Source organism: Streptomyces sp. NPDC006923, assembly GCF_040635655.1.
GTDB lineage: Bacteria > Actinomycetota > Actinomycetes > Streptomycetales > Streptomycetaceae > Streptomyces.
In genome coordinates this window covers 114,731-137,173 of the sequence record NZ_JBEYIF010000003.1, presented here as the reverse complement: position 1 = coordinate 137,173, position 22,443 = coordinate 114,731, and the positions used below count along the sequence as shown (strand labels likewise).

Genomic DNA, 22,443 nt, shown 5'->3' with positions numbered 1-22,443 from the left:
TGCGCGTCAGTCGGTTCCCCGAGTGACGACACGTGTGGCGACACGCACCCGCGCCCGGTAGATCTCCACCGTTGCCGACTCGTACTTCGCTCCTGCCGAGGCGGCGAAGAGGTGCTCGGCGAGATCTGTTGCGGAGATCCCGTCCTTCTCCCAGATCGCGGCGTGTCCGGTCCGCCCCAGCAGTTGAGCCATGTCGGCGACGAACTCCCGCTCCATCCCGCTCATGCGCGGCCCGGCGAACGCGTCGGCCGCCTGCAGAAGCTCGCTGAATTGGCGTAGCTCGACTTTGCCAACGGTCAGACCGTGGAACGCCTCGCACGCCTCGGCCAACCGGTCCGCGACAGGGAGATCGTCCCGCTCAAGCGCGTGCCTGACCGAGTCCCGCATGCCGGACAGCATGTCTTCCACCACGCGTCGGAACACCGCGTCCTTCGATGCGAAGTGCAGGTAAAGCCCCTGCCGGGAGATACCTGCCTCTCGGGCGATGTCGTCCATCGTTGTCTTGCGCAAGCCAAAACGCAGGAAGACGGCAGTCGCGGCGGCGACGATGCCCTCCTGCCGTGCCGATACGGCCGGCTCCTCGGTGTCAGACATCGGTCGCACGCTCCGTCCGGCCGACAAACGCGTAGGCGACGCCCGTGAGGACCGAACTTTCCTCCCAGAGGCGGGCGGCGACCGTGATGTCCTCGGCGCGGCGGCTGATTCTGGCCGAGGACGGATACCCTCTGGTCTCAAAGAAGCGCCCCGGCCCCCAGTAACTGCCACTTGAGGCGGTCGGATCGGTGGCGGCACGCATCAGTCCGAGCGTCCCGATCTCCGGCTTCAGGCCGACCACGGGGCTGACCCGCCTGATCACGGAATGCGAGTGACGCGTCAGTTCGGACGAGGTCCAACCCGGGTGCGCCGCCGTCACGACCATGGCGCTGCCGGACGCTTCGAGCCGGCGCTGAAGCTCCAGCACAAACATCATGTTGGCGAGTTTGCTCTGGTTGTAGGCCGCGCCGCTGGAGTAGGAGCGCCGGCGCCAGTCCAGGTCGTCGAAGTCAATGCGACCGAACTTCTGAGCCAGACTGCTCATCGTCGTCACCCGTGCCCCCGGTGTGCGCAGCAGCAGGGGCAACAGTTGACCCGTTAGGGCGAAATGCCCGAGATGGTTGGTGCCGAACTGCAACTCGAAGCCCTGCTTGGTGCGTGACAGCGGAGACCACATCACTCCCGCGTTGTTGATCAGCACGTCAAGGCGGTCATGGCCGGCCCGGAACGCTTCAGCGAACGCCCCAACCGAGTCGAGATCCGCGAGATCGAGCAGGTCGGCCCGCACCGAGCCGGACGGCCTCAGGGCGCGGATCCTCTTGACGGCGTCATCACCCTTGCGCGGGTCGCGGCAGGCGAGCACGACGTGGGCCCCCTTGCGTGCGAACATCGTCGCCGCCTCGCGCCCGATTCCCGTATTGGCGCCCGTGACGACCACCGTCCGGCCCGTCTGATCGGGGATGTCACTGAATGTCCACGCCGACACGCTGACGTACTCCTCTCGTACCACCTGCACTCCAGACAAACTTTACACAGAACATCAAGTCTGTCTACCAAGCGAGGGTCGACGACTCGGCTGCTCCGCCGGAGTTACGGCCCAACTGGCCGGCCTTGGCCGAGGGTGATGGAGGAGCACGAGGGGCCCAGTAACTTCGGTATCGGCGTCTTCAACTCCCCTCGGGCGTGTGCCGGGGGCGCACGTCCTCGGTCTTCGCGGCTGGGACGGCCGGGCGGCATCCGGCCTTGTTGCCCTTGGCCTCGGCGGCCCTGCTGGATCTTGAGACCACGAGTAGCCCATGGCAGGCTCATGCCGCATGATCGATGAATTCGCGAAGGACAACCTGCACGGGAGACTGCGGCGGGACCGCGAGGCGCTGCTCTGGAAACTCGACGGCTTGTCCGAATACGACGCCCGCCGACCTTTGACAGCGACCGGGACCAACCTCCTCGGCCTGGTCAAACACGTGGCCACCGTCGAGGCCAGGTACTTCGGCGAGGTCTTCGGCCGCCCTTCTCCGCAACCGCTGCCCCGGTGGCAGGACTCCGACGGCAGCGATCTGTGGGCGACCAAGGACGAGACCCGCGATCAGATCATCGGGTTCTACCGGTGCACCTGGGAACACTCGGACGCGACGATCAACGCGCTTCCCCTCGACACCCCCGGCCACGTGCCATGGTGGCCGGAGCCTTATCCGAACACGAACCTGTTCGCCATCATGGTCCATGTCCTCAGCGAGTCCATCCGGCATACCGGGCATGCCGACATCCTGCGCGAGGGCCTCGACGGCCGGACCGGGTTGCGCGCCGAACACGAAAAGCAGATCGACGACGACGCCCGTGCAGCCTACTGCGCGAAGATCGAGCAGGCCGCCAGATCGGCCGCACCAATCAAGGCTTAGTTGGACAAGCCAGGCGGCCTGACATCAGCTCCCCTACCGGCGCTTGCGATTTCCGAGCGCCCGGCCACGTGATATGCCCGCGTCACTCGATATGGCAGTTCAGCCCACGCCTGTCGTCCTCGTCCAGCTCGGGCGCGTCCGGGTCCCGCAGCGGGCGCAGCCCGCCGGGCAGGTCGGGGAGCTTGAACGATTACGTGGTGGTGGACGAACGGGGAGAGGCGGGCGACGTCCTGGTCGCGGACGTCGAAGCCGTCGGCACGCAGCCGGGTGACGGCGGCGTCCATGTACTTCGTGGTGAACAGGACCAGGGCATTCAGCACGAGCCCCAGCGCTCCGATCTGGTCTTATCCGAACCAGCCCGGCTGACGGCCTGGTGGGCCGGAGCGCAGCCGAGTTGCCGTTAGTAGTGGGCGGAAAGCTTCGCACCCGGGGGTATCCGGGCGTGTCGTGCCGGTGGGTCCTGGTGCTCGACTGTGACAAGGTGCCCAAGGCCGGGGAGGATCCGGCTCATGGATGACGCGTTCACACTCCTTCGGCAAGCTGTTGATCTGTTGCCCAAGGACGCCATGACAGAGAACGGTGTGACGGTCGGGGATGTTCGCGAGGACGTCAGGCGCCAGGAGTGGGAGATGGTGCTCGGCCTTCTCACCGAGTTCGGAGATGTCCATCCGATCTCCCTGGCCTTCTGGGAGCTTCTCGCCGAGGCCGCCCGGCAGATGATGCTCGACCGCAGCCGCCGCTGGTGTGAGTGGCGGGGCTGGGAAGTCCGGCACGGCACGGTCAGGGCGACACTGAGTCTTCCAGAGGCAAGGAAGGGCGGGCGCCGGAGTGCCTCTGCCGGGGACGGCCGACTCAGACCGATGTGGGACATCGGCAACCGCACCCCCGATGGAGAACGAGAGCTGAGCGTCGCACGGCTGTGGGTGGAGTTCGCGGAGGAGCTCGGCCCGGGAGAGACCGCCGACGTTCGGCTGGCCCCTCTGAGCCCCGAGCAGTGGAGACATCTGACGTGCGGTGACGTGATCACGATGTACGAGGCCCGGCCTGTCGCCGGCACGGCCACGGTCATCGAGGTTTTGCCGCCTCACAGCTGAATCCACTGCGTGATCCTGTGCGAGGCTGCCGGTGGTGCGGTGGTCGTCAGTCACTGCCGGAGTTCGGGGGGAGTCGTCTGGCACTGGTGCGGAAGTAGGGCATCCCAAGGGCCTGGTCACCGAGGCTGACGGAACCTGGAGCCGTTATGCCCCGGGTGACCACAGGCGCTGAAGCGGCCGAACCTTGATCCTGAGAGCAGAAGGAAGGTTCAATCGCCGGATGGCTGAGACTGACATTGATCTGGGAGTCGTGACGGCGCCGTCGGGAGTCCTCGTGTTGGGGATGGCGTCGTGGATCGACTACTGGCCGCAGCTTGGCCGACCGCTGTCCGAGCGCGCAATTGCCGCGGCATCGATCGGCGGCGGACACGTCCACGAGCGGTTGTGTGAGATGGCCGCAGTTCGCGCCGCCAGTGACAGGCCGTTGATGGTGCGAGCCAGCACGGCGGCGTCGCCCTTCGACGGCGGACCAACCATCGCAGTCCTTGAGATCGATCTCGGTCTGCCATGGGCCGGCACCGCAGGGGACGAGCCGATCATCCTTGGCGACCTACCGGTCGACCGTTGCGGCATGGTGCTCGGTGACGCGCTTGCCCTGGACTCCTGGACCGGAGACGACCATCCATCAACCGACGGCCTTGCCGACGTCGCCTACTGGGGAGGCTATGCGGAGGCCGCCCATCGTCAGTTCGGCGGGGAACTGATCCCGCGACACGGCAGTCACGTGCGAGGGTGGCTCGACCTCCCGCTCGATAACGCCAGGAAGCTCAGCGACGCCCTCAACGACTGGAAAGGTGACGAACAGGGGCGGGGTGTCATGGTCGCAGTCGATGAGCACACCGACTTCCAGCGCTTCAACCGCGCGAGTTGGACCCACCCGCTTCAGATCGGCGCCATCGAGGTCGCTGGCTGCCCAATTCTGGGGATCAACTGGGACAGTGGCGACCACTCGATGAGACATCGCGGCGAACGCGGCTTCGGACAGGTCTATCCCGTGACGCTTCAGCCTGGCCCCACAGGCCAGACAACGATGCGCTGGACGATCCCGCCCTACGTGCCCGGTCACGACGGCGCAGAGTGATCAGCAGGCACCACCGACAACTCACGGTGACCAAGCAGGAGGCCGCCGGTGGATACGCGACACCTCAACATGCGAGCCCACCAGTCCCGAGGCGCGCGCACATCAGCGAGCCGACGACGTCACGTGCCTCGAAGCGGCCCCCGCTGCCGATTCCGCCGTTGCCCCTGCCGCTGTGGCCGAGGTTGCGCATGCCGTAGGTGGTTTCCGCGCCGGACGGCCGCATCCTGCGAACGACAGCACACCTCGACCACCGCCGCCCACGCCCCGGCCACCGTCAGCCGTGCCGCGCAACCGCGTCACCCACAGGCCCCCGGCGTGCCGAACTCCCACGTCACAAGCCGCTTCCGAACCGGAACCCCGGCCGCTGCGGGTCGTCTTCGATCAGTCGGTCGGATCGGGCAGGATCTCCCGGACCTCTTGGGCACAGCGGCACGCGGCAGCCATCTTGGCAGCCCACTCCAGCGCATCCTCACGCGAGGGCACATCAATGACCGAGAACCCGCCGACCACCGCCTTGGTCTCCGGGTAGGGGCCGTCGGTGACGGTCCCGTCGGTGGCCACGACGCTCGCCTGCTGCCTTTGCAGTCCACCACCGAAGACCCACACACCGGCGTCCCGAGCCTGACGCACCACCTCGTGCGAGGCCTTGGCCACCTCGGGCAGCTCCTCCTCGGGGAAGTTCATCGCGCCGTCGTCGAACGAGATCAGATACCGCGTCATGACGTGGCCCCCTTGGTGATTGACTTCCTTCGGCCGCCTCTCACCCTACGACGAACACCTGCTTCAGAACCGGCACTCCCCTTGGCTTCAGCGAGTTGGCCGAGGATTTCACCCCGGCTGCGCACACCACGCCAACGAGCCCGGAGCGGGAAGCAACACGTTGCTTCTCCGCACGCCCTCAGCCCTGATCCGCCGCGCCGTAGCGCAACCCGTCGTACAGGATCGAGGCGATGCGTACCGCGTCGTCCTTCCAGCCGTTGGCACGCAACCCGCAGATGCCACCGAGGGCGCGCAGCACGATACGCCCGCTGATGCCGCTGCGGACGAGACCGGCCGCGACGCCCGCGGCGAGCAGTTCGTCCAGGGCGCGGGCCATCTGGTCGCGCGCGTCGTCGAAGACCGGCGAGTCGGTCGCCATGATGCTCTCCAGCACTTCACCCATCCCTCTGCCCACTGCCGCGTGCTCCACGAGCAGCAGCAGAAAGGCGCGCAGGGCTTCGTCCGGTGCGTGTTGCGCGAGCAGCCGGCCGGGGGTCGCGCAGAGCTCGGCGACCTCCTGGCGGTACACCTCCGCGACGAGTGCTTCGCGCGTCTCGAAATGGCGGTAGAGGGTGCCGACGGCCACACCGGCTCGACGGGCGATCTCCTCCACATAGGCGTCGTCGTCGGCGAGGAACGCTTCACGCGCCGCGACGAGAAGCGCTTCGCGGTTGCGGCGGGCATCGGCGCGCAGCGGACGTGATGACGGCAACGGGTCCTCCATAAGGTGAGTCCGACTCCGCTTGCGTGTACAGTTTCCGGAGTCGGGTTCACTTTACTGAAGGAGTACGCCCGTGACGACCGAGAACGAGGGGCTCGACAGCCTGCGAGTGCTGGTGACCGGCGGCAGCCGGGGGCTGGGGGAGGCGACGGCCCGTCGCTTTGCCGCAGCCGGCGCCACCGTGCTGACGGCCTCACGAACCGCGCCCCCGGAAGACGTGCCCGCCACTTTCATTCCCGCCGACCTGCGTTCCGCGGAGGGGGCGGCGGACCTCGCGCGGCGCGTGCTGGACCGCGTCGGGGGCATCGACGTCCTGGTCAACAACGCCGGAGCCGCCACCGGACCGATGCCCACCCTGAAGCGGTCCGACGCGTCCTGGCTCGCGGACCTGGAGATGAACCTGCTCAGCGCGGTCCGTCTCGACCGGGCCCTTGTCCCCGGGATGGTCGAGCGCGGCTCCGGCGTCGTGGTGCACGTCTCCTCCATCGCCAGCCACCTCCCCCAGCCCGCCGAAGCGTCCTACGCCGCGTCGAAGGCGGCACTCAACACCTACAGCCGAGAGTTGGCGACAGCGGTGGGAGAGCACGGCGTGCGCGTGGTGTGCGTTCTGCCCGGCTTTGTCGTCACCCAGGGAGCGGTCAGCCATCTCCAGCAGATGGCCGACAACCAGGGCATCGGGATCGATGACGTCAAGCGGCAGATCGTGGACCACCTGAAGGTGCCGATGGGACGCCCCGGCGAGCCCGAGGACGTCGCAGAGATGATCGCGTTCCTCGCGTCCGGCCGCGCCAAATGGCTCACCGGTGCTCAGTTCCGGGTCGACGGCGGCATCATCCCCACGGTCTGAGCCACATTTCCGCACAAGAATCGAGGAGGCACAGCATGAACTCAGCCTGACGTCACCGATCGTGGACGCCGCGCGGGGCTCCGGCGGCGCGGAGGGCCGGAATTTCGCTGCCCTGCGCAGCCTGAAGGAGGGGACGGACGCCCGGTCGGCGGATCCGCACGATGCTGGTCGAGCGGATCCGGATCGCCGTGGAGCACCACGGCCGGGGCTGCCTGGCAGTCAACGCCGCCTGCGAACGCCTGCCGGAGGATGCGACGGTCCGGCGCACCGTGCGGGACATGCAGGACGCCCATCAGGACGCGCTCGCCGAGGTGCTGCGGGTCGCGGTAAAGCGGGGCGAGATAGTCACGCCGCACGACCCGCGCACCCTGGCAGCCGAGTCACCCGCGTCCTGCCGGGTCGCCGTTGCCGCAGACTTCGCAGTGGGAGGACTTCAACGGCAAAAGCTCGAATACGACGACATGCGCCATCACGTCGAACTCCACGCAAGGCCGCAAGCGAAGCAGAGCCATCACTCCGCTCATCGCATTTCTCGACACACGTCAGGCCGTATGCCCCCGCTCTCACCGTGTCCGGAGTATCTACACCAGCCATGTCGGCAGAGCGGGGACCGGACCGTCCAGATGATCACCTGTGCTGCGGCCCGTGAGCCACGCGAGCGCCGAATCCGCCGACCCGCTGATCCGAGCAGGCCGGCCCTCGCCGAACGCGTACAGTCGCTTCTCCCCGGACGGCAGGAACATGGTCAATTCAACAGCGGGCACGCCGGGACGCCCCGCATAGACTCCCACAACATAGGCACACAAGCCGTCGATGTGCTCACCCGCGAGGGCAACCACATCTGCGAACGTGAATCCGCAGTCCAAGTCCACTGCGTGGATGAGGATTTCACCCAGGCGCAGCCACGGAAGTTTCGCAGCGGTCAGCCAGATCCCGGCACGCGGTGCGACGCGCTCGGACCACGCCGCCGTCGGCATATCCCCGGCCGCCCGCCAAAACCGTTCCCCCGACAGCCTGTAGTCCTCCCGTAGCTCGGCATAAGATTGGCGCGCACTTTCCTCGATACGTGCGGCCTGCTCGTGCGGGCTCCCGTACATCGGGTGCTCAATCCCCGTAGCCGCCCACGTCAACAGGTTGACGACACCATCCGCATTGCGGGCCAGGTGTGCTACGACGTGCCGCCGCTTCCACCCGGGCAGCAAGCTCGGCTCGTCGTCCCACCCGTCGCCGGTGGCCGCGACAAGGCCGTCGAGGCGGCTCTGCGCCCGCCGCATGGCCGTCAAACCGGCCATGGCGGAAGTGACGTCGCCGTTCCGGCGATCAGACACGAGAACCTCCTGCTGGAAGAAAGAGACGGCGCCAGTCGCGAACCGGCCGAGCCGGGTCTCCTCGTCACCGACCGGGCTGCCGGCTCACGTTCCGCGGGAATATCACACGGCCGGAATGCGCGATTTCCACCAGTATACGAAAGTTCAGGGCGGTGGAGCCGGTCTCACGGCTCCACCGCCTTCGACGCACGTGACGCCTCGACCGTTGCAGTACTGGGGCGTGTTGCGAAAGTAGCGCCGTCCGCCCCCTGGCGCGGAGCTCGCGGCGTCTGGTGCGTGCGATCGCAAGGCGGAGGATCGTTCGCGTACTGGACGTACTGGGACAACTAGCCTGGACGCACTGGGATGACTCCGACAACGCGGCGAGCGTGCGGGCCAGGCGTCACAGGCCAGGCGTGACTTTCGAAACGCCCTAAGGCCAGGCGTTCGGGTTCCGGACGAGAGGAATGCCCGTCAGGACGTTGCCAAGGCTCAACACCGTCCACAAGGCGACGGCACCGCTCGCGAACCACCCGCTGAAGGTCAGGTCGTCCAACTCGGCCTCATGGGCTACACCGGCAAAACCCGAGGGGTCGTACACCACGCGGGTACGTTCGCCCAACACCGGCGTATACGTCTTCATCGCGACCGGGGCATCGGCCGCGGCACAGTCCAACTCATAGGTGTACAACCAGCTCTCGGCACCCCCGCCCGCTGGAACGGAGGTGCCCTGGTCATCGCCGAGGGACACCGAGCACATGGTCTCGCTCCCCCGCCACTGCAGGAGCCCCAGTTGGACTGACCATCCCCCGGCGACAAAGCCGGCCAGGAGCGCGAACGCTGCCAGCGCCATGAGTGACGACCCTCCCATGCCCACAGCACCGTGGTCCCAGAGAAACAGGGGAGACAAGAACAGCGGTATGACGATGGCAGCCAACGGCAGTGCCAGCAGCAGGCGTGTCGCCGTGCTCGCGTTGAGCAGCCACAGAACGGCCGCCACGTGCGCCACGCCCAGCACGGGCACCAATACCACAGCGACGAGCCGCAGGACCCACGCCGCCCAGACCACCCCCAGTCCCCGTCGTCCGTCCCTTTCCCTGGCCTCGTAGGCGGAAGAGAGAGCCCCGATCCCCTCGAAGATCAACTTGGTGAGGCCCGTGCCGGCTGCCAGACCCAGCACAATGAGCAAGATCGTTGTCAGGAAGACAAGCCATTCCCCGAGCGTCGACCACATGGACGAAAACTTACCCGGCCGGCGCCGGGAGATCTCCCGAACGCAGCCACGAGATACGGCCCGAACGAGTGGGACGACGCGCAGCGTGATGCGTCACCGGCGCTCAGTCGGCGGCCCGCTGAGCGGCGCGCACCCTGCCGCATGCCCCCGGTCTACGGCCGGCCGATCATCTCGCTGACACGCCGAAGGGCGCCCACCTCATCAGCCGTGCTTACCGAACGTCCGCAGCCATGACGTGGTGACCGTGTCTGTGTACTCGGTCCCAGCCGGCTCAGATCAGACCAGTCGCTTTCCAGATACGTACGAACACATCGAGCTGCGCCGGGTTGTAGAGGTCGAGCATCGCCTTGATCACGGCGTCGGTTGCTGCTTGCTGACCGGCCGCCGCGTGCTCGACGGTGTGCGGTGGCGTCGGGTGCTTCTCGACAAGGGCGAGCATCTGCGGACTGATGCGCTGAGCGATCCGTTCACGGGTTTCCTCATCGGCATCCGGCGCGAGCCTGTCGAACTCGTCGGTCGCATCGTCTCGCTCGTAGTCCTGCAAAAGAGCTTCCCAGTGCTGTGTACTGTCACCGCCGATCACCTGGGACAGCACAGCGAACAATGACCGGTCCGCGTGCGACAATCCCGCTTTGGTCGCCGCGGCGGAAATATCAAAGGGAAGGTCGGTCGGCACCGGTTGACGGCGCAGCTTGGCGATCTCCTTCCTTGCCTCCTTAAGCTGTTGAATCGTGGTGGCGAGTTCCGCGTCCACCATATTCAGGGTCTCCTCCAGATCCTCCGAATCGCTTTCCATGGTCGCGATAGCGGCGAGCGAGAAACCCATTCTGGTGAGACGGCGGATCTGCAGAACTCGCACGAGGTGCTCAGTACGGTAGGCCTTGTAGCCGTTCGACAGTCGTTCCGGCTCGTCGAGCAGGCCCATCTCGTGGTAGTGCCGGACGGTGCGCAGGGTCGTGCCGGCGAGCTGCGCCACCTCCCGCGTGCTCCAGCCCATGCTGGTCCTTGCCCCTCTCTGTCTCCTGGCCATCTCTGACTTGAGTATGCCGCAACGGCACAGTGTCTCCTGGAAGAGCGACCGCGTACGGCGGTGGTGAGATGCCGAGAAGGAACAGAATGCAAACAGCAGTGAGGCCGGGACGAAGTCGGGCGTGGATACTCTGGCCCCCGGTGGCCGGCGCCGCATGGATCGCCTCGATAGCCTGGGTGGCCACTCAGATCGGGCTGGACGGGGTGATTGCCGGGCTCATACTGTCCGCCCTCCTCGCCCTCCCCGTCGTGGGTGCTTTTATGTGGCTGGACCGCTGGGCGCGTGAGCGGCCGCGCCGACTTGTTTCGGCATTCGCGTGGGGTGGATCGGTGGCTGCGTTCTCCGCGATCTGGTCGCAAGAAGGACTCCAAACCCTTGCCGACACCACGGTGAGCACCGATTTCGGTGACTGGTTCCGCCCGCTCGTCATTACGCCTGTCACCGAGGAAGTCTTCAAGAGCCTGTTTCTGGTGTGGCTGTTGATCTACCGCCGCAGGCAGCTCACCGGCCTGCTCGACGGGATCGTCTACGCGGGACTCGTCGGCGCCGGCTTCTCCTTCACGGAAAACATTCTCTACCTCGGCCGCGCCGTCACCACCTTCGCCGAATCGGACACGTCCGACAGACACGCGGTCGGGGTACTCGCCATCAGCCTCTTCCTGCGCGCGGTGATGGTGCCGTTCTTCCACCCCCTCATGGTCGCTTTGTCCGGGATAGGCATCGCCGCATCGGCCGGCAGGCGCAGCGGAGCCGCGCGCGTCGGACTTGCCCTCGCAGGGCTGCTTGTCGCGATCACGCTGCACGGTGTATGGGACTGGACCTCTCTCGCCGGAGACGATCCACTCCTGATTTACAAAATCTACGGAGCCGTCCTGGTCCCCGTATTCCTCACGCTGCTGATCCTCGCGCTTGTGCTCCGCAAGCGCGAAGGGAGAATGATCGCCGCATCGCTGCCGTTGCTCGCGCGTGACGGACACATCTCCCCGGAAGAAGTGGCACCCCTCGCGAATCTCAAAGAACGCCGCCGCTGGAGGAAACATATGCGACGCCGCTCAGGTCGGGCCGCGGCTCACGCCACAGGCCGCTACCAGGCGGAGGTGAGCGCGCTCGGCATCCGGGCGACCCGCGCACAAGCCACCGGAAACCGAGAGGGGCTGGACGAACAAGCACAGGCAGCCGCGACAGCCAGAAGAGAAATGCACCGGGCTCTCGCAGTTTCGGATGCCTAAATAATGAGGGCGTGTCCCGTCATCCGTGGTGGATCGCAAGACAGTCACACGGGAGAGTGGCCGTCCAAGGCTTTCACTCGGCAGTGACGCCTTTGGACGGCCGCGCGAGCGCGTTGCGACTCACCCCCTGAGCGACCTCAGCAGGTCGCGGAGGAGGAGATGCGGATGCCCGTCAGCGTTCCCGTGAAGCTGGTGGTGTACTCCGGGGGAAGGCACACGGTCGTGCCAGTGGAAAACCGGATGTAGGCGACATCGTCGTGACGGGTGTTGGTGACGACAATGGGTGAGCTGGATGTCCCGACAGGCCTGGACGGGAGGTTCTGGAAGCCCGAGGTGACGTCCTGGAACTGACCGATCTTGACGCCGTCCTTGAACAGGCATACGTAGGGGTACGCACAGCTCGCCGCGGCCTGCGCCGGGGCGGCTGCGGCCGTGGGAACGGCGGGGGCGGCGACCGCCGTCCCCGCAGAGGTGGCAAGGAGCCCGGTGGCCACTACCGCAGCCCACCCCACTCGCTTGACGGTCCGACGAAATGTCTTCATGTCTCCTCCTTGGTCGGTGCCCGGTCGATGATGGCGCGGCTCAGGCGCAGGTCGCGGAAGAGGAGATGCGGATGCCCGTCAGCACATAACCTGTGATGGTGAGGGTGCTGTTCGGAGCGACGCAGGCCTGGGATCCATTGGCGTAGCGGATGTAGGCGACATCGTCGCGACGGGTGTTGACGATCTTGACGTTGCTCGGCTGGGACGGCAGTGACTGCCAGGTTGAGGTGACGTCCTGGAAGCGACCGATGATGGTCCCGTCAGACAACCGCTCGAAGCACACGTACGGGTAGGCGCAGGTAGCGGTGGTGGTGGCGGGCGCGGCGGAAGCGGCCCCGGCGCCCAGCGAGACGGCGGCGCCCAGCGCCATGGCGGCACAGGCGGCACGCGCAAGCGTTCGCGCAGTTCTCATTTTTCCCCCTCTGACGCGTCGCGGCTCATAATGCGACGCTCGACGGCAATCGCTGCGACGCTAAGGAGGGAATCCGAACGTCAGAAGCATTAATCAGGTCATCTCTGCCCTGTGAGTTTCAGTCGTATCCGGTGATCGCCATGCCGGATACCCTGCGACACCAGGGCCTCCTGATGCTCGGTGACTCGACACCAGCGAGCTGTTCAGGAGGCACTCCTCGCATGCGCCGAGCACCCGAGGACCCCCGTAGCTTGTTGTTCCACGTCCGACCGATCTGACGCGGCAGGGCTGCCCCCACGTCGACAACGCGGCGACCGCGGCCGTCGCCGTCGCCGCGAGCCCGCCGGGGATGACGGGACGCCCCTTAGACGGCGATCATCTTGCGGTAGGCCGAGGGCCGGACACCCACGTGGCGCAGGAACGACGACGACAGGGCGCTGGGGCCGGCGAAGCCACACCGTCGGGCGACCTGCTCGACGGTGAGGCTGGTCTCCGACAGCAGTCGTTGGGCCAGCTCGATGCGAAGCCGGGTGAGAAACCGATGGGGCGTCGCACCCGTGGCGTTCCGGAAGACGCGTACGAAGTGGTAGACGCTCAAGTGCACTTCAGCCGCGATGTCGGCGAGGGTGAGCGGTTCAGCCAGGCGGTCCCGCATGATGGCAATGCCTTTGCGGACGGCGGCGTGCTCATTCCCCGCAACGCGTGGCACCCCGCCCCGGGACAACAGGTGCACGGCGAGGAACGCCGCAGCCGACTCGGCATACAAGTCACCCGCCTCCCGTTGGGACGGGAGTGACCGGACGAGGTGTTCGACGACCGGATCGCCCGCGCCCAGTCCGGCGGACAGCGCCTCGAAGTCCGGTTCGTGCCCGCCGAGTTGATCGGCGGTCACCTTGATGACGGCCTGCGGCACATGCACCTGAATGGTGGACAGGACCGATGTCGCCGCGTAACTGCGCACTGTCGGCCGGCCCGGCACCATGAGCTCCAGCCGCCCGGCCCGCCAACGGCGCTTGGCCAATGACCCTCCGGAGGTGACCTGCATCATGGCTTCTCCGGCAGTACACAACACGAGATGCAGGTCGGAGGTTCCGGGGAGCAGCAGGTGTTCGACCTGGCGAGCGTGCGTAAAACACTGCACGAGCAGCGATCGCCAGTTGGCGTCGTGCCAACTGCAGTAGCTGCGACGCACATACCGCGGCATGTCAACGTCGCCGTAGGGCGCCACATCGAAGTCAGGCGAATCGAACACAGTGGGAGTTTACCGACATCGGCGGAGGCTCAAGAACGGGTCGGGACCGAGTCGCGGTGCGCCGGCCGAGCGACTGCGCACCAGCACGTCGACGTCACGCCGACAGTGCGGTGGCAGGCCCGGTGCAGGAATGAGTGGGCAGCAGGAGGCTCTCTTCTCCTGCACCGGGTGGCGCTGCCGGCGGTCAGTTGGGTTCTGCGGCGCAGGCGAGGTCGTGCGCGGGTCGCTGTCCCGTGGTCAGGAATGTCGTCACCGCGTTGTTCGCGCAGGTGTTCTTGCCGAAGGGATACACGCCATGGCCGCCCTGGTCGGCAGTCACCATCCTGGCCCGGCCGCCGAGGGCCTCTCGCAGCTTTCGAGCACCGGCCAGCGGTGTACCCGGGTCGCGCAGGTTCTGCACCATGAGGATGTTCGAGGGGCCCCGGTCACCGATGCGCACCGGCGGCTCGACGGGGTCGGTCGGCCAGAACGCACACGGCCCGATATTCGCCGTCATCCCGCCGAGCATCGGATACCGGACCCCGTCGAAGGCGACGGCGCGCCGGTAGGCCCCGATGGATCGCGGCCAGCGCGAGTCGGCGCAGAGCGTGTAGAGACGACTGGACACGGAATTGTCCAGGTCCGGTGCGGGCGTCCCGGGGGGTTCGGCCGGCAGGGGCTTGTCCGTGTCCAGCGCCTGCCAGATCTCGGCCAACGTGGAGAACGACGCGTCGCTGTAGAGCAGCCCGAATGTGGCCCCGCGGAACAATGTGCCGTCGAGCCCCTGAACCGGTTTGCCGTCCAGTCGCAGGGCGAGGTCGAAGTATTTCGCGGTCACCTGCCCCGGTGTCGCGCCCAGGCCGTACTCGGGGTGGGCGGCGGCGAACTTCGCGAAGTCGGGGAACCTGTCCTGGAGGCCGCGGGCGAACAGCCGCATGGCCGTCACGTCGTAACCGTCGGGGCCCAGGTTGCTGTCGAGCACGAACCGGTCGCTGCGCTCGGGGAACAGCGTCGTGTACACCGCGCCGAGGTAGGTGCCGTAGGACGCACCGTCGTACGAGATCGTCGGCTCGCCCAGTGCGGCCCGGATCCGGTCCATGTCACGTGCGGCGTTCGCGGTGGTGGTGTGGGGCAGCATCCACGCAGTCTTCGACGTGGCGCACTGCCTGGCGAGAGTCTTCGCGTACGTGGCCTCCCGCGCGACGTCGCCCCCGGTGTTCGCCTGCTTGGGGAAGTTGCCCCGCGCCTGCTGCTCCGGCGTCACATCACAGGTCACCGGTGTGCTGTGACCGACACCGCGTGGGTCGAAGCCGATCACGTCGTAGGTGTCGCGCACGCTCTGCGGCAGGCCGGTCGCTGCCAGAATGGCGGGGAAGTCCAGGCCGGCCACTCCGGGGCCGCCCGGATTGGTCAGCAGCACGCCGCGGCGCTGCGCGGGCTTCTTGCTCGCCAGGCGGGAGATCGCGATCTTGATCTTCCTGCCGTCCGGATGCCGGTAGTCCAGCGGGACGTCGACCGTCGAGCACTCCAGGCCGGGCAGGGTGACATCCGCCGGGCACGGGCCCCAACGCACCGTGCTCGGGGCTGCCGCCACCGACCCGACCGGGATCACGCTTGCCGCTACAGCGGCGGCGAGGGAGAGGGACAGGGGTATGCGCACGTTACGTCCTCCTAGGCAGTGCACCCGAGTGCCGGGGCCCGCAGGTTGGGTGGGCAGGTGTGGGGTGAAAGTGGCAGGGGAACGGGCCAAGGCATCGTGAACCGGTGGCGGAGGGGCGTCCTCGTACGGGGCATGAGGGAGCGTTCCGACGACGTGGCGAAGCCCCGGGGCCGTCGTCGCCGGCCCGCCAGGGATCACGTGACAGCACTCAGCAGTTCATCCGGATTAAAACGTCGATCTGGGCGGGGTTGTAGAGTTCGAACGCGGCCAGGGCGAGTGCGCGCCGGGCGACCTCTTCTCCGTGCGGCGCATCGGCGCTGAGAGACTGAAAGCTCGGGAACTCGGTGAGCATCTTCCTGATGGCGGGCGACAGGAGCATGCGCTCCGCCAGATCCTGGCGGGTCTGCTCGTCCGCGTCGGCCGGCAGGTGATCGAACTCGACCAGGGCGGGATCGGGCTCGCCCGTGCGCAGCGTCTCCGCATGGGCATCGAGGACCGGCCGCCCGAGGACTTGGGCCATGACGACGGTCAACGAACGCTCGGCCGGTGAGACGCCTGCGCGGGCGACGGCCCCGCCCAGATAGGGCGGAAGGTCGATCGGTGCGGCGTGGCGCAAAATCTGGGCGATGTCGGTGCGTCTTCGTTGCAGCCTTTCAATGGTGGCGGCGAGTTCGGCATCCAACCCCCTCAGGGCCTCATCGGGATGTTCGTCGGCATCACCCAACTCGGCGATCTGCGCCAGCGAGAGCCCAAGTCCGGTCAGACGTTTGATCCGCAGGACACGGATGAGATGGGCCACGCTGTAGCTCTTGTAGCCGTTGACCCGGCGTTCTGGCTCACTGAGAAGCCCGACGTCGTGGTAGTGCCGTATCGCGCGCAGTGTCGTTCCGGCGAGCTCAGCGAGCTGACGAGTGCTCCAACCCACTACATCCCCAGGCTTCGGTTCCGTGACGCGGACGCGCCAACAGAGCCAGTTAAAACTATGCCGCAGCGGCACAGTCAAAACGACGGACACCACCCCTCTGCTCAGCCCCCTCCCCGATCCGGTCGGCGACTGCCAGAATCACGAGGAACGTTCGGCAGCTCTGGCCAGTCCCGTGACCATGCGCTGCATGGTTCGCGTCAATTGGGGACGAAGCATGAAGTGCATGCCGAACGCCACGTCATACTCACCAAGCCAACGAATTTCGACGCCGCCCCCGCTCACCTCGTTGAGCAGTATGCGCGCGGAGTAGTTTTTCATGAACGGATTACTGGCATCCTCATAGGCGAAAACCTGCTGGTGGCGCAATTCAGTGATGCGCTCGCTCGTGACAACGCGTCCTGTACGAAACGCCCTTACGGCACCGACCTCGTCGCGCCCCTTCGGCGAGAGATTTGCCGACCTCTCCAGGACGAGCGCTTCAACGGTCCCCCACTGCGGCCAGCTATGAGCGTCCAACAGCAGGGACCAGACCTTCGACGACGGCGCCTTCGACCCGGCCCTCACATCGTAAGAACCCTTCACCCTCATCACTTCCATTACTTTTCGAGAGCCCAACCACTTACAATTCAAGAATCTATGGCGCCGAAACGAGCCGACGCAGCGGTGCTTTCACCTCGCGCCAGTGGGCACCTGCAATTTCGCCGGGCTTCGCCGTGATGGCCGACGGAGAAGCAGCGAATTTCGCAGGTGTCACCGATCCGTTTTCCGCACGCCGGTGCCAAACATTAACGGTAGGGACTCCTGGTGGGAATGCGTGAGAGTGGCGACAAAGATGCGCGAGATTGCGGTCACGCGTAGGCGCCGGACGGGGGGTGGCAGGCCCGGTGGTTCGGCCCCCTTCACACACCGCGGCTGAGGACGACGTCGCTCATCGCCCCATACGGCATCGCCCGGTGACGCCCTTCCGGTCCTGGCGGGCGTGGTCTGCCCGCGGCCCTGCTCAGGGGTCTGAGCAGGGCCGCGAAGGAGTCAGGACCCCGACGGACGGCTGTAGAACTGCGCAGGGTCGCCCGAGAGGGCGGCCTTGACGAAGCGGCTGGGGTCGTCGACCAGCACCTCGATGGCCCTGGCCTGCACGCCGTCGAGGCTGGCTCGTGCGACGTCGGCCGGGGCGATCTTGGGAGCGTCACGTCCCTCCATCATGTCGGTGTCCGCGGCTGCCAGGTGTACGCCCTGGACAAGGGTCTGCTGATCGGAAAGCTCAAGGCGCACACTATTGGTCATATTCCACTCCGCCGCCTTGGCCACGGAGTAGGCACCCGTCCCCTCAGTGGCGATCCATGACAGCACGGAGAGGATGTTCACGACCGCTCCTCCGCCGTTGGCGGCGAGGACCGGAGCGAAGGCGCGAATGACCCGGAGCGTGCCGAAAAGGTGGGTCTCCAGGTCCTGCCGGATCGTGTCCAGGTCGTCGGTCACGAGGTTGGCCCCGGTCGCGATGCCGGCATTGTTGATCAGCAACGTGACGTCCTGTGCCGCCGCGGCGGCGTTCACGATCGACTTCTCGTCCAGCAGGTCCAGGTACAGCGGTGTGACCCGCGAGTCGGAGATGTCGAGCAGCTCCGGGCGCCGAGCTGTGGCGTAGACCTTCGCGGCTCCCCGGACCAGCAGTTGATCGACGAAGTGCCGACCGATCCCGCGATTGGCCCCTGTTATGAGCGCGATGGAACCGGCAATGTCCATGTTCTTCCCTTTCAATGGGCGGTGGGAGATTTGCGTCCGCCCTGTGCCGCCTACGCTAAAACCTGACGTCAACGTGAAGGGCAAGTCGTGACAGGCGACAGCACGAGAAGGAGGAGCCGGATGCGTATCGGCGAGCTGGCCGAAAGGGCCGGTGTCAGCACGCGCGCCCTGCGCTACTACGAGGAGCAGGGCCTGCTGTGTCCCCAGCGCACGGCCAGCGGCCAGCGCGTCTACCCGGAGTCGGCCGTGGACCGCGTGGAACTCATCCGGCAGCTCTACACGGCCGGACTCGGCAGCCGTCTGATGGCAACCCTGCTGCCGGCCATCGACGCCCGCCACGTCGGTCCCCAGTTGCTTGAGCGCGTGCTCGACGAGCGCGTCCGTATCAGAGCCAAGGTCGCCGAGTTGCAGGACGCGGGCCGCCGGCTCGATGTCCTGATCAATCTCGCCACCCACCCGGACACGGAGTCGTGCCCGTCCTCGCTCGACGAGGCGCTCACTGGAGGCCCCGCCTCAGCCTGAAGCCGATGCGTTTCCGAGAGAGCCGCTCGTACTGAGCGTCGGCGGCAACGGCCGGCCGGCGGCAAGGGCGTCAAGGCTTGCGCGGGCCTCCTCCACCATGGACAAGGGCATGCGGCCTTCCAGCGTGAGCGCGGAGCGGTACTCGTCGGCGGCCTCGGCGTCTTCACCGAGGTGAACGAGGGCATGGGCCAGGTTGAGGTGGACCTTGCCGGCGACGGGGGGCGACGGCCCGGAGCTTTCTCGTCCCGCCCCGGCCTCCGTCATACGTGGTGGAGGGCCGGGGCGGTACGAAACGTCCGTCACACCGCGGGGCCGGGGCCAGAACCTCCGGTGGGCGGCACGGGCCGCCGGGGGTCACCGGCGCTGGTGCGGACGGTGGTGCGGTGCGTGGCGAGGCGCCGTCGCCACGCGCGGTCGGCCGCCGACGGGCTCATGCCGCGCCGCCCGGCGGCTCGGTGTCGAACAGCCGGCCGTATCCGGTGATCGCGCGGGCCGCCTCGGCCGCTTCGGCCAGGTGCAGGGCGTGCCAGAACAGGACCTGGTTGGCGGTGAGGACCGCGAAGTCCAGTTCCTGTTCCAGGGCACTGATGACGCCGACCGCGCGGATACCGTTGCCCGCCACCAGGACCGCGTCCGGCCGGTGCTCGGCGACCGTGGCGCGGATCCACTCGGACAGCGCCTCGGGGGTGATCAGCTTCTGGTTGCTGGGCAGCCCGCACGGGCCGTGGTGGACGACATCGAAGCCCTGTTCTGTGAAGTAGTCGGCGCCGAGCCCGGAGAGCCGGTCGTCGAACCACGGCGGGTTGACAAGGGCGATCCGCCGGGCGCCGAGTGCGGTGAAGCCGGCCACGGCCGCCGTGGTGGTGCCGGTGAGCGGCAGGCCCCGTGTGTGCCGCGCGAGCCGGGCGAACAAGCCCTTCTCGCCGCTCGCTCCGAGGACGTAGGCGGAGCTGGTGAAGCCGAGCGCGATCGCGTCGAGCGGGGCGGCGGCCAGCAGCTCCACCGCGTCGTCGATGTGCGGCGGCTGCACAAAGGCCCGCACCGGATCGTGCGGGATCTTCGGGTCCATCTCGCCGCCGGCCCGCATCGCGCCGAAGTGGACGCGTGAGCCGTGCACGAACACGCCCTCGGGCGCGATCGCCTGGAACTCCGACTCCGGGCCGACGTCCGCGTGCGGTACGACCACGCCGATGCGCGCCCGCGCCTCCCAGCCGTCCTTCTGAGCCTGGATGGTGCTCATCTGGGTGTCTCCTCGTCGTCGGGCCGGGTCAGCCGGACGCCTCGGCGGCCAGCGAGCCGCCGGCGACGGTGCCGGTACCGGTGGCGTTCAGGAAGCGGGGGTGCTTGCGGCGCATGTTCGCCATCACGAACTCGTAGGGGACGTCGTCGAAGCCGCCGTGGTCGACCAGGAACTCCATGTTGTGGCGCTCCTGGTCGTCGAAGGGGTGGTACAGGCTGTCAGCGGTACCGTCGAACTCCAGCGGACTCATCCCGTACAGCCGGCACAGGATCTTGTTGAAGACCGGGGTGGCCTTGACCCACTTGCCGTCCAGGTACACGGAGTTCAGGCCGTGGAAGAAGACGTCCCCGCCCATGTGGCCGCGCAGCCGGTCGGAAGCGAGGTGGTTGCGCACATCGCCGTAGTGGACACGGGCGGGGATGCCCACGGCCCGGCAGGCCGCCGCGTACAGCGCCGACTTGTGCAGGCAGAAGCCCTTGCGGGTGGAGGCGGTGTGGCTGGCCCGCAGTCCCCGTGGGGACAGCTCGGCGCCGTACACCTCGTAGAAGACGTCGTCGCGGACGGCGTAGTAGAGCTCGACGGCCAGTCCGCGCTTGTCCGCGCCGCGGTCGGTGACCGCCTCGTCGACGAAGGACTGGACGGAGTCGCTCTCGTAGTCGAGGAAGTCGGTGGGCGCGGTGAGCCGTCGGAGGTCGTCCGGGGTGACTGTGTTCATGGTGACCCTTTCGTCTGTTCCCGGCTCACAGGCCCAGGAGGGAGGCGATGCGGTTGCGCTGGATCTCACTGGTGCCGGAGTAGATGGTTCCGCCGACCGCGTTGCGGACCTCCCGCTCCATTCCGGTGGCGGTGAGATAACCCTGGCCGCCGAAGATCTGGACGGCGTCGAGCGCGGTGCGCTTGTTGGCCTCGCTGACCACGGTCTTGGTCGCGGCGACATCGATCGCGGCCTCCTGGCCCGCCTCCACCTTGGCGCCGGTGTCGGTAAGCCACTTGCGGGCGGTCTCCACCGCGATCTTCATGTCGACGATCTTGTGCGCGACGCCCTGGAAAGCACCGATCGGTTCGCCGAACTGGCGGCGGGACTTGGCGTACTTGAGCACTCGCTCCAGACGGTGCTCCATCTCGCCGAGCGTGAGGGAGAAGGAGAAGAGGATCTCCCGTTTCATCACATGGTCGAGGATCAGGAAGCCGGCGCCCTCCTGGCCGATGCGCCGGGTGGCGGGCACGCGCAGACCCTCGAAGGTCACCTCGCTCAGCGGGGAGGTACGCAGCCCCATCTTGTCGAGGGGCTCACCGACCCGGAGGCCGGGGGCGTCCCGCTCGACCAGGAAGACGCTCAGGCCGAACGGACCGGGCTTGCCTGTGCGTACGTACAGCAGGAAGAGATCGGCGATCGGGGCGTTGGTGATGAACATCTTGCCGCCGTCGATGACGTAGTCGTCGCCGTCCCGGGTCGCGGTGGTGGAGATGTTCAGGGCATCGGAGCCGCTGCGGGGCTCCGTGATGGCGTGCGCGGTGATCAGATCGCCCGTGACGACGCCGGGCAGGAAGCGGGACTTGAGCGCCTCGGAGCCGAACGCCTGCAGCGGGACGCCGACGCTGACGATCTGCGTGGAGGCGGAGAAGCTGAGGCCGGCGTCGCGGCAGGTGCGTCCGAGGCCCTCCAGGGCGCGCATCGTGTCGGTCAGGGTGCCGCCTCGGCCGCCGTACTGGGTCTCGAACGGTACGGCGAGCAGTCCCGAGCGCTGGATCGCCTTCCACTTCTCCCAGGGGAACTCCGCTCGGGCGTCCCACTCCTCGATGTCAAGGTTGAGTTCGTCCGCCCAGGGGGCGGCAAGGGTGTACAGGTCCGGTCCGGTGCCGGCGGTCCGCGGTGCGGACAGTGCGGGTGTCATACGTGTGCTGCCTTCCGGTACGTCGCTGGTCGGTGCCGGGGCCCGCGCCGCTGTTGGCGGAGCGGGCCCCGGATCGCGGAACTCAGTACTGGGAGAAGCCGTCGGAAGTCAGTGTGTGCTGCTCGTCGCCGCGCAGCGCTGGGCTGAATACGGAGATCAGTCTCAGGTCTTCGTAGTCGGAGGCTCTGAGGTAATGCGCGTCGTTCTCGTTGAGGGCGTATATCGTGCCCTCCGTGATCTTGTAGCGTTCGCCGGACACGGTGACGACCTCGCCGGAGCCGCCCGTGCAGTAGCAGGCCTCAAGATGACGGCGGTACTGCAGGGCGCTCATGGTGCCCCTGCGGACCACGGTCTCGCACACAGTGAAGCCCATGCCGTCAGCCTCGGTGAGCAGTCGGTGGCTGGTGCCGTTGCCCCACTCGACGGGGACGAGCTCGCTGATGCTACGGACGATCATGGCAGTCTCCTTGTATGTGATAAGTTTTCCGGCAGTTCTCTGGGAAGCTTTCTCCGGCTTTCTGCTTTTCTGTCTGTCGATT

General features: G+C 67.2%; 24 protein-coding genes and 3 pseudogenes. 8 read left to right on the top strand and 19 right to left on the bottom strand.

The window, feature by feature from the left end; translation table 11 throughout:
• Nucleotides 1-6 precede the first annotated feature (6 nt).
• Entirely contained in the window at nucleotides 7-594 is a 588-nt protein-coding gene (locus tag ABZ707_RS06625; protein WP_360168840.1) for a helix-turn-helix domain-containing protein, read from the bottom strand.
• Nucleotides 587-1,549, bottom strand: coding sequence for an oxidoreductase (locus tag ABZ707_RS06620; protein WP_360168837.1), 963 nt, complete (start codon nucleotides 1,547-1,549; stop codon nucleotides 587-589). Before ABZ707_RS06620 ends, ABZ707_RS06625 begins: the two co-directional genes overlap by 8 nt.
• Nucleotides 1,550-1,847: 298 nt before the next feature.
• Between ABZ707_RS06620 and ABZ707_RS06615 the strand changes: the two genes are divergently transcribed.
• The gene (locus ABZ707_RS06615; RefSeq protein ID WP_360168834.1) at nucleotides 1,848-2,432 is read left to right on the top strand and encodes a DinB family protein; all 585 of its coding nucleotides are present in this window, start codon (nucleotides 1,848-1,850) and stop codon (nucleotides 2,430-2,432) included.
• A gap of 82 nt (nucleotides 2,433-2,514) precedes the next feature.
• Here ABZ707_RS06615 and ABZ707_RS06610 read toward each other — a convergent pair.
• Nucleotides 2,515-2,776, bottom strand: a pseudogene (locus ABZ707_RS06610) (Tn3 family transposase); the annotation flags it as partial.
• A 156-nt stretch (nucleotides 2,777-2,932) separates the two neighbouring features.
• Here ABZ707_RS06610 and ABZ707_RS06605 point away from each other — a divergent pair.
• Together ABZ707_RS06605 and ABZ707_RS06600 are read left to right on the top strand one after the other, a co-directional pair.
• Nucleotides 2,933-3,526: a hypothetical protein gene (locus ABZ707_RS06605; protein ID WP_360169862.1), complete on the top strand. Its 594-nt coding sequence runs from the start codon at nucleotides 2,933-2,935 to the stop codon at nucleotides 3,524-3,526.
• A 220-nt stretch (nucleotides 3,527-3,746) separates the two neighbouring features.
• Nucleotides 3,747-4,607: a hypothetical protein gene (locus ABZ707_RS06600; RefSeq protein WP_360168831.1), complete on the top strand. Its 861-nt coding sequence runs from the start codon at nucleotides 3,747-3,749 to the stop codon at nucleotides 4,605-4,607.
• A 381-nt stretch (nucleotides 4,608-4,988) separates the two neighbouring features.
• Here the strand turns inward: ABZ707_RS06600 and ABZ707_RS06595 are convergent, their stop codons facing one another.
• Both ABZ707_RS06595 and ABZ707_RS06590 read right to left on the bottom strand, forming a co-directional pair.
• Nucleotides 4,989-5,327 carry a YciI family protein gene (locus tag ABZ707_RS06595; protein WP_360168828.1) on the bottom strand — a complete coding sequence of 113 codons (339 nt, stop codon included), beginning with the start codon at nucleotides 5,325-5,327 and terminating at the stop codon, nucleotides 4,989-4,991.
• A gap of 178 nt (nucleotides 5,328-5,505) precedes the next feature.
• Nucleotides 5,506-6,078: a TetR/AcrR family transcriptional regulator gene (locus tag ABZ707_RS06590; protein WP_360168825.1), complete on the bottom strand. Its 573-nt coding sequence runs from the start codon at nucleotides 6,076-6,078 to the stop codon at nucleotides 5,506-5,508.
• 82 nt (nucleotides 6,079-6,160) lie between these two features.
• Between ABZ707_RS06590 and ABZ707_RS06585 the strand changes: the two genes are divergently transcribed.
• The 3 genes and pseudogenes from ABZ707_RS06585 to ABZ707_RS06575 all read left to right on the top strand — a co-directional run.
• A complete protein-coding gene (locus tag ABZ707_RS06585) occupies nucleotides 6,161-6,934 on the top strand; it encodes an SDR family oxidoreductase (RefSeq protein WP_360168822.1) in 774 nt (257 codons plus the stop codon).
• A 106-nt stretch (nucleotides 6,935-7,040) separates the two neighbouring features.
• A pseudogene (locus ABZ707_RS06580) lies at nucleotides 7,041-7,308 on the top strand (TetR/AcrR family transcriptional regulator); the annotation flags it as partial.
• A 6-nt stretch (nucleotides 7,309-7,314) separates the two neighbouring features.
• Nucleotides 7,315-7,425 (top strand): annotated as a pseudogene (locus tag ABZ707_RS06575) (GNAT family N-acetyltransferase); the annotation flags it as partial.
• Nucleotides 7,426-7,515: 90 nt separating this feature from the next.
• On the opposite strand, the gene ABZ707_RS06570 reads toward ABZ707_RS06575, so the two are convergent.
• The 3 genes from ABZ707_RS06570 to ABZ707_RS06560 form a co-directional block, all read right to left on the bottom strand.
• Nucleotides 7,516-8,262 (bottom strand): maleylpyruvate isomerase family mycothiol-dependent enzyme, encoded by a 747-nt coding sequence (locus ABZ707_RS06570; protein WP_360168819.1) that lies wholly within the window; start codon nucleotides 8,260-8,262, stop codon nucleotides 7,516-7,518.
• A 412-nt stretch (nucleotides 8,263-8,674) separates the two neighbouring features.
• Nucleotides 8,675-9,475 carry a hypothetical protein gene (locus ABZ707_RS06565; RefSeq protein WP_360168816.1) on the bottom strand — a complete coding sequence of 267 codons (801 nt, stop codon included), beginning with the start codon at nucleotides 9,473-9,475 and terminating at the stop codon, nucleotides 8,675-8,677.
• Nucleotides 9,476-9,746: 271 nt separating this feature from the next.
• Nucleotides 9,747-10,472 carry a MerR family transcriptional regulator gene (locus ABZ707_RS06560; protein WP_360168813.1) on the bottom strand — a complete coding sequence of 242 codons (726 nt, stop codon included), beginning with the start codon at nucleotides 10,470-10,472 and terminating at the stop codon, nucleotides 9,747-9,749.
• Nucleotides 10,473-10,645: 173 nt separating this feature from the next.
• On the opposite strand from ABZ707_RS06560, the gene ABZ707_RS06555 reads away from it, so the two are divergent.
• A complete protein-coding gene (locus ABZ707_RS06555; RefSeq protein ID WP_360168810.1) occupies nucleotides 10,646-11,734 on the top strand; it encodes a PrsW family intramembrane metalloprotease in 1,089 nt (362 codons plus the stop codon).
• Between the two features lie 137 nt (nucleotides 11,735-11,871).
• On the opposite strand, the gene ABZ707_RS06550 is transcribed toward ABZ707_RS06555, so the two are convergent.
• From ABZ707_RS06550 to ABZ707_RS06520, 7 genes are all read right to left on the bottom strand, one after another.
• On the bottom strand, nucleotides 11,872-12,276 hold the full coding sequence (locus tag ABZ707_RS06550) for a hypothetical protein (protein WP_360168807.1): 405 nt from the start codon (nucleotides 12,274-12,276) through the stop codon (nucleotides 11,872-11,874).
• A gap of 40 nt (nucleotides 12,277-12,316) precedes the next feature.
• Nucleotides 12,317-12,688 carry a hypothetical protein gene (locus tag ABZ707_RS06545; RefSeq protein WP_360168804.1) on the bottom strand — a complete coding sequence of 124 codons (372 nt, stop codon included), beginning with the start codon at nucleotides 12,686-12,688 and terminating at the stop codon, nucleotides 12,317-12,319.
• 364 nt (nucleotides 12,689-13,052) lie between these two features.
• Nucleotides 13,053-13,940 (bottom strand): helix-turn-helix domain-containing protein, encoded by an 888-nt coding sequence (locus ABZ707_RS06540; RefSeq protein WP_360168801.1) that lies wholly within the window; start codon nucleotides 13,938-13,940, stop codon nucleotides 13,053-13,055.
• Nucleotides 13,941-14,124: 184 nt separating this feature from the next.
• Nucleotides 14,125-15,579 (bottom strand): alpha/beta hydrolase, encoded by a 1,455-nt coding sequence (locus ABZ707_RS06535; RefSeq protein ID WP_360168799.1) that lies wholly within the window; start codon nucleotides 15,577-15,579, stop codon nucleotides 14,125-14,127.
• Between the two features lie 208 nt (nucleotides 15,580-15,787).
• Nucleotides 15,788-16,504 (bottom strand): MerR family transcriptional regulator, encoded by a 717-nt coding sequence (locus tag ABZ707_RS06530; RefSeq protein WP_360168796.1) that lies wholly within the window; start codon nucleotides 16,502-16,504, stop codon nucleotides 15,788-15,790.
• Nucleotides 16,505-16,642: 138 nt separating this feature from the next.
• Entirely contained in the window at nucleotides 16,643-17,086 is a 444-nt protein-coding gene (locus ABZ707_RS06525) for an SRPBCC family protein (protein ID WP_360168793.1), read from the bottom strand.
• Between the two features lie 447 nt (nucleotides 17,087-17,533).
• Nucleotides 17,534-18,247, bottom strand: a complete 714-nt coding sequence (locus ABZ707_RS06520; protein WP_360168790.1) for an SDR family oxidoreductase — start codon at nucleotides 18,245-18,247, stop codon at nucleotides 17,534-17,536.
• Nucleotides 18,248-18,367: 120 nt separating this feature from the next.
• Between ABZ707_RS06520 and ABZ707_RS06515 the strand changes: the two genes are divergently transcribed.
• Nucleotides 18,368-18,769, top strand: coding sequence for a MerR family transcriptional regulator (locus ABZ707_RS06515; protein WP_360168787.1), 402 nt, complete (start codon nucleotides 18,368-18,370; stop codon nucleotides 18,767-18,769).
• 430 nt (nucleotides 18,770-19,199) lie between these two features.
• On the opposite strand, the gene ABZ707_RS06510 is transcribed toward ABZ707_RS06515, so the two are convergent.
• The 4 genes from ABZ707_RS06510 to ABZ707_RS06495 all read right to left on the bottom strand — a co-directional run bounded on the left by ABZ707_RS06510 (nucleotide 19,200) and on the right by ABZ707_RS06495 (nucleotide 22,361).
• Complete coding sequence (locus ABZ707_RS06510) at nucleotides 19,200-20,009, bottom strand: maleate cis-trans isomerase (protein WP_360168785.1); 810 nt, start codon at nucleotides 20,007-20,009, stop codon at nucleotides 19,200-19,202.
• Between the two features lie 28 nt (nucleotides 20,010-20,037).
• A complete protein-coding gene (locus ABZ707_RS06505) occupies nucleotides 20,038-20,724 on the bottom strand; it encodes a transglutaminase-like domain-containing protein (protein WP_360168782.1) in 687 nt (228 codons plus the stop codon).
• A 25-nt stretch (nucleotides 20,725-20,749) separates the two neighbouring features.
• On the bottom strand, nucleotides 20,750-21,904 hold the full coding sequence (locus ABZ707_RS06500) for an acyl-CoA dehydrogenase family protein (RefSeq protein WP_360168779.1): 1,155 nt from the start codon (nucleotides 21,902-21,904) through the stop codon (nucleotides 20,750-20,752).
• Between the two features lie 82 nt (nucleotides 21,905-21,986).
• Entirely contained in the window at nucleotides 21,987-22,361 is a 375-nt protein-coding gene (locus ABZ707_RS06495) for an ectoine synthase (RefSeq protein WP_360168776.1), read from the bottom strand.
• Nucleotides 22,362-22,443: the final 82 nt, after the last annotated feature.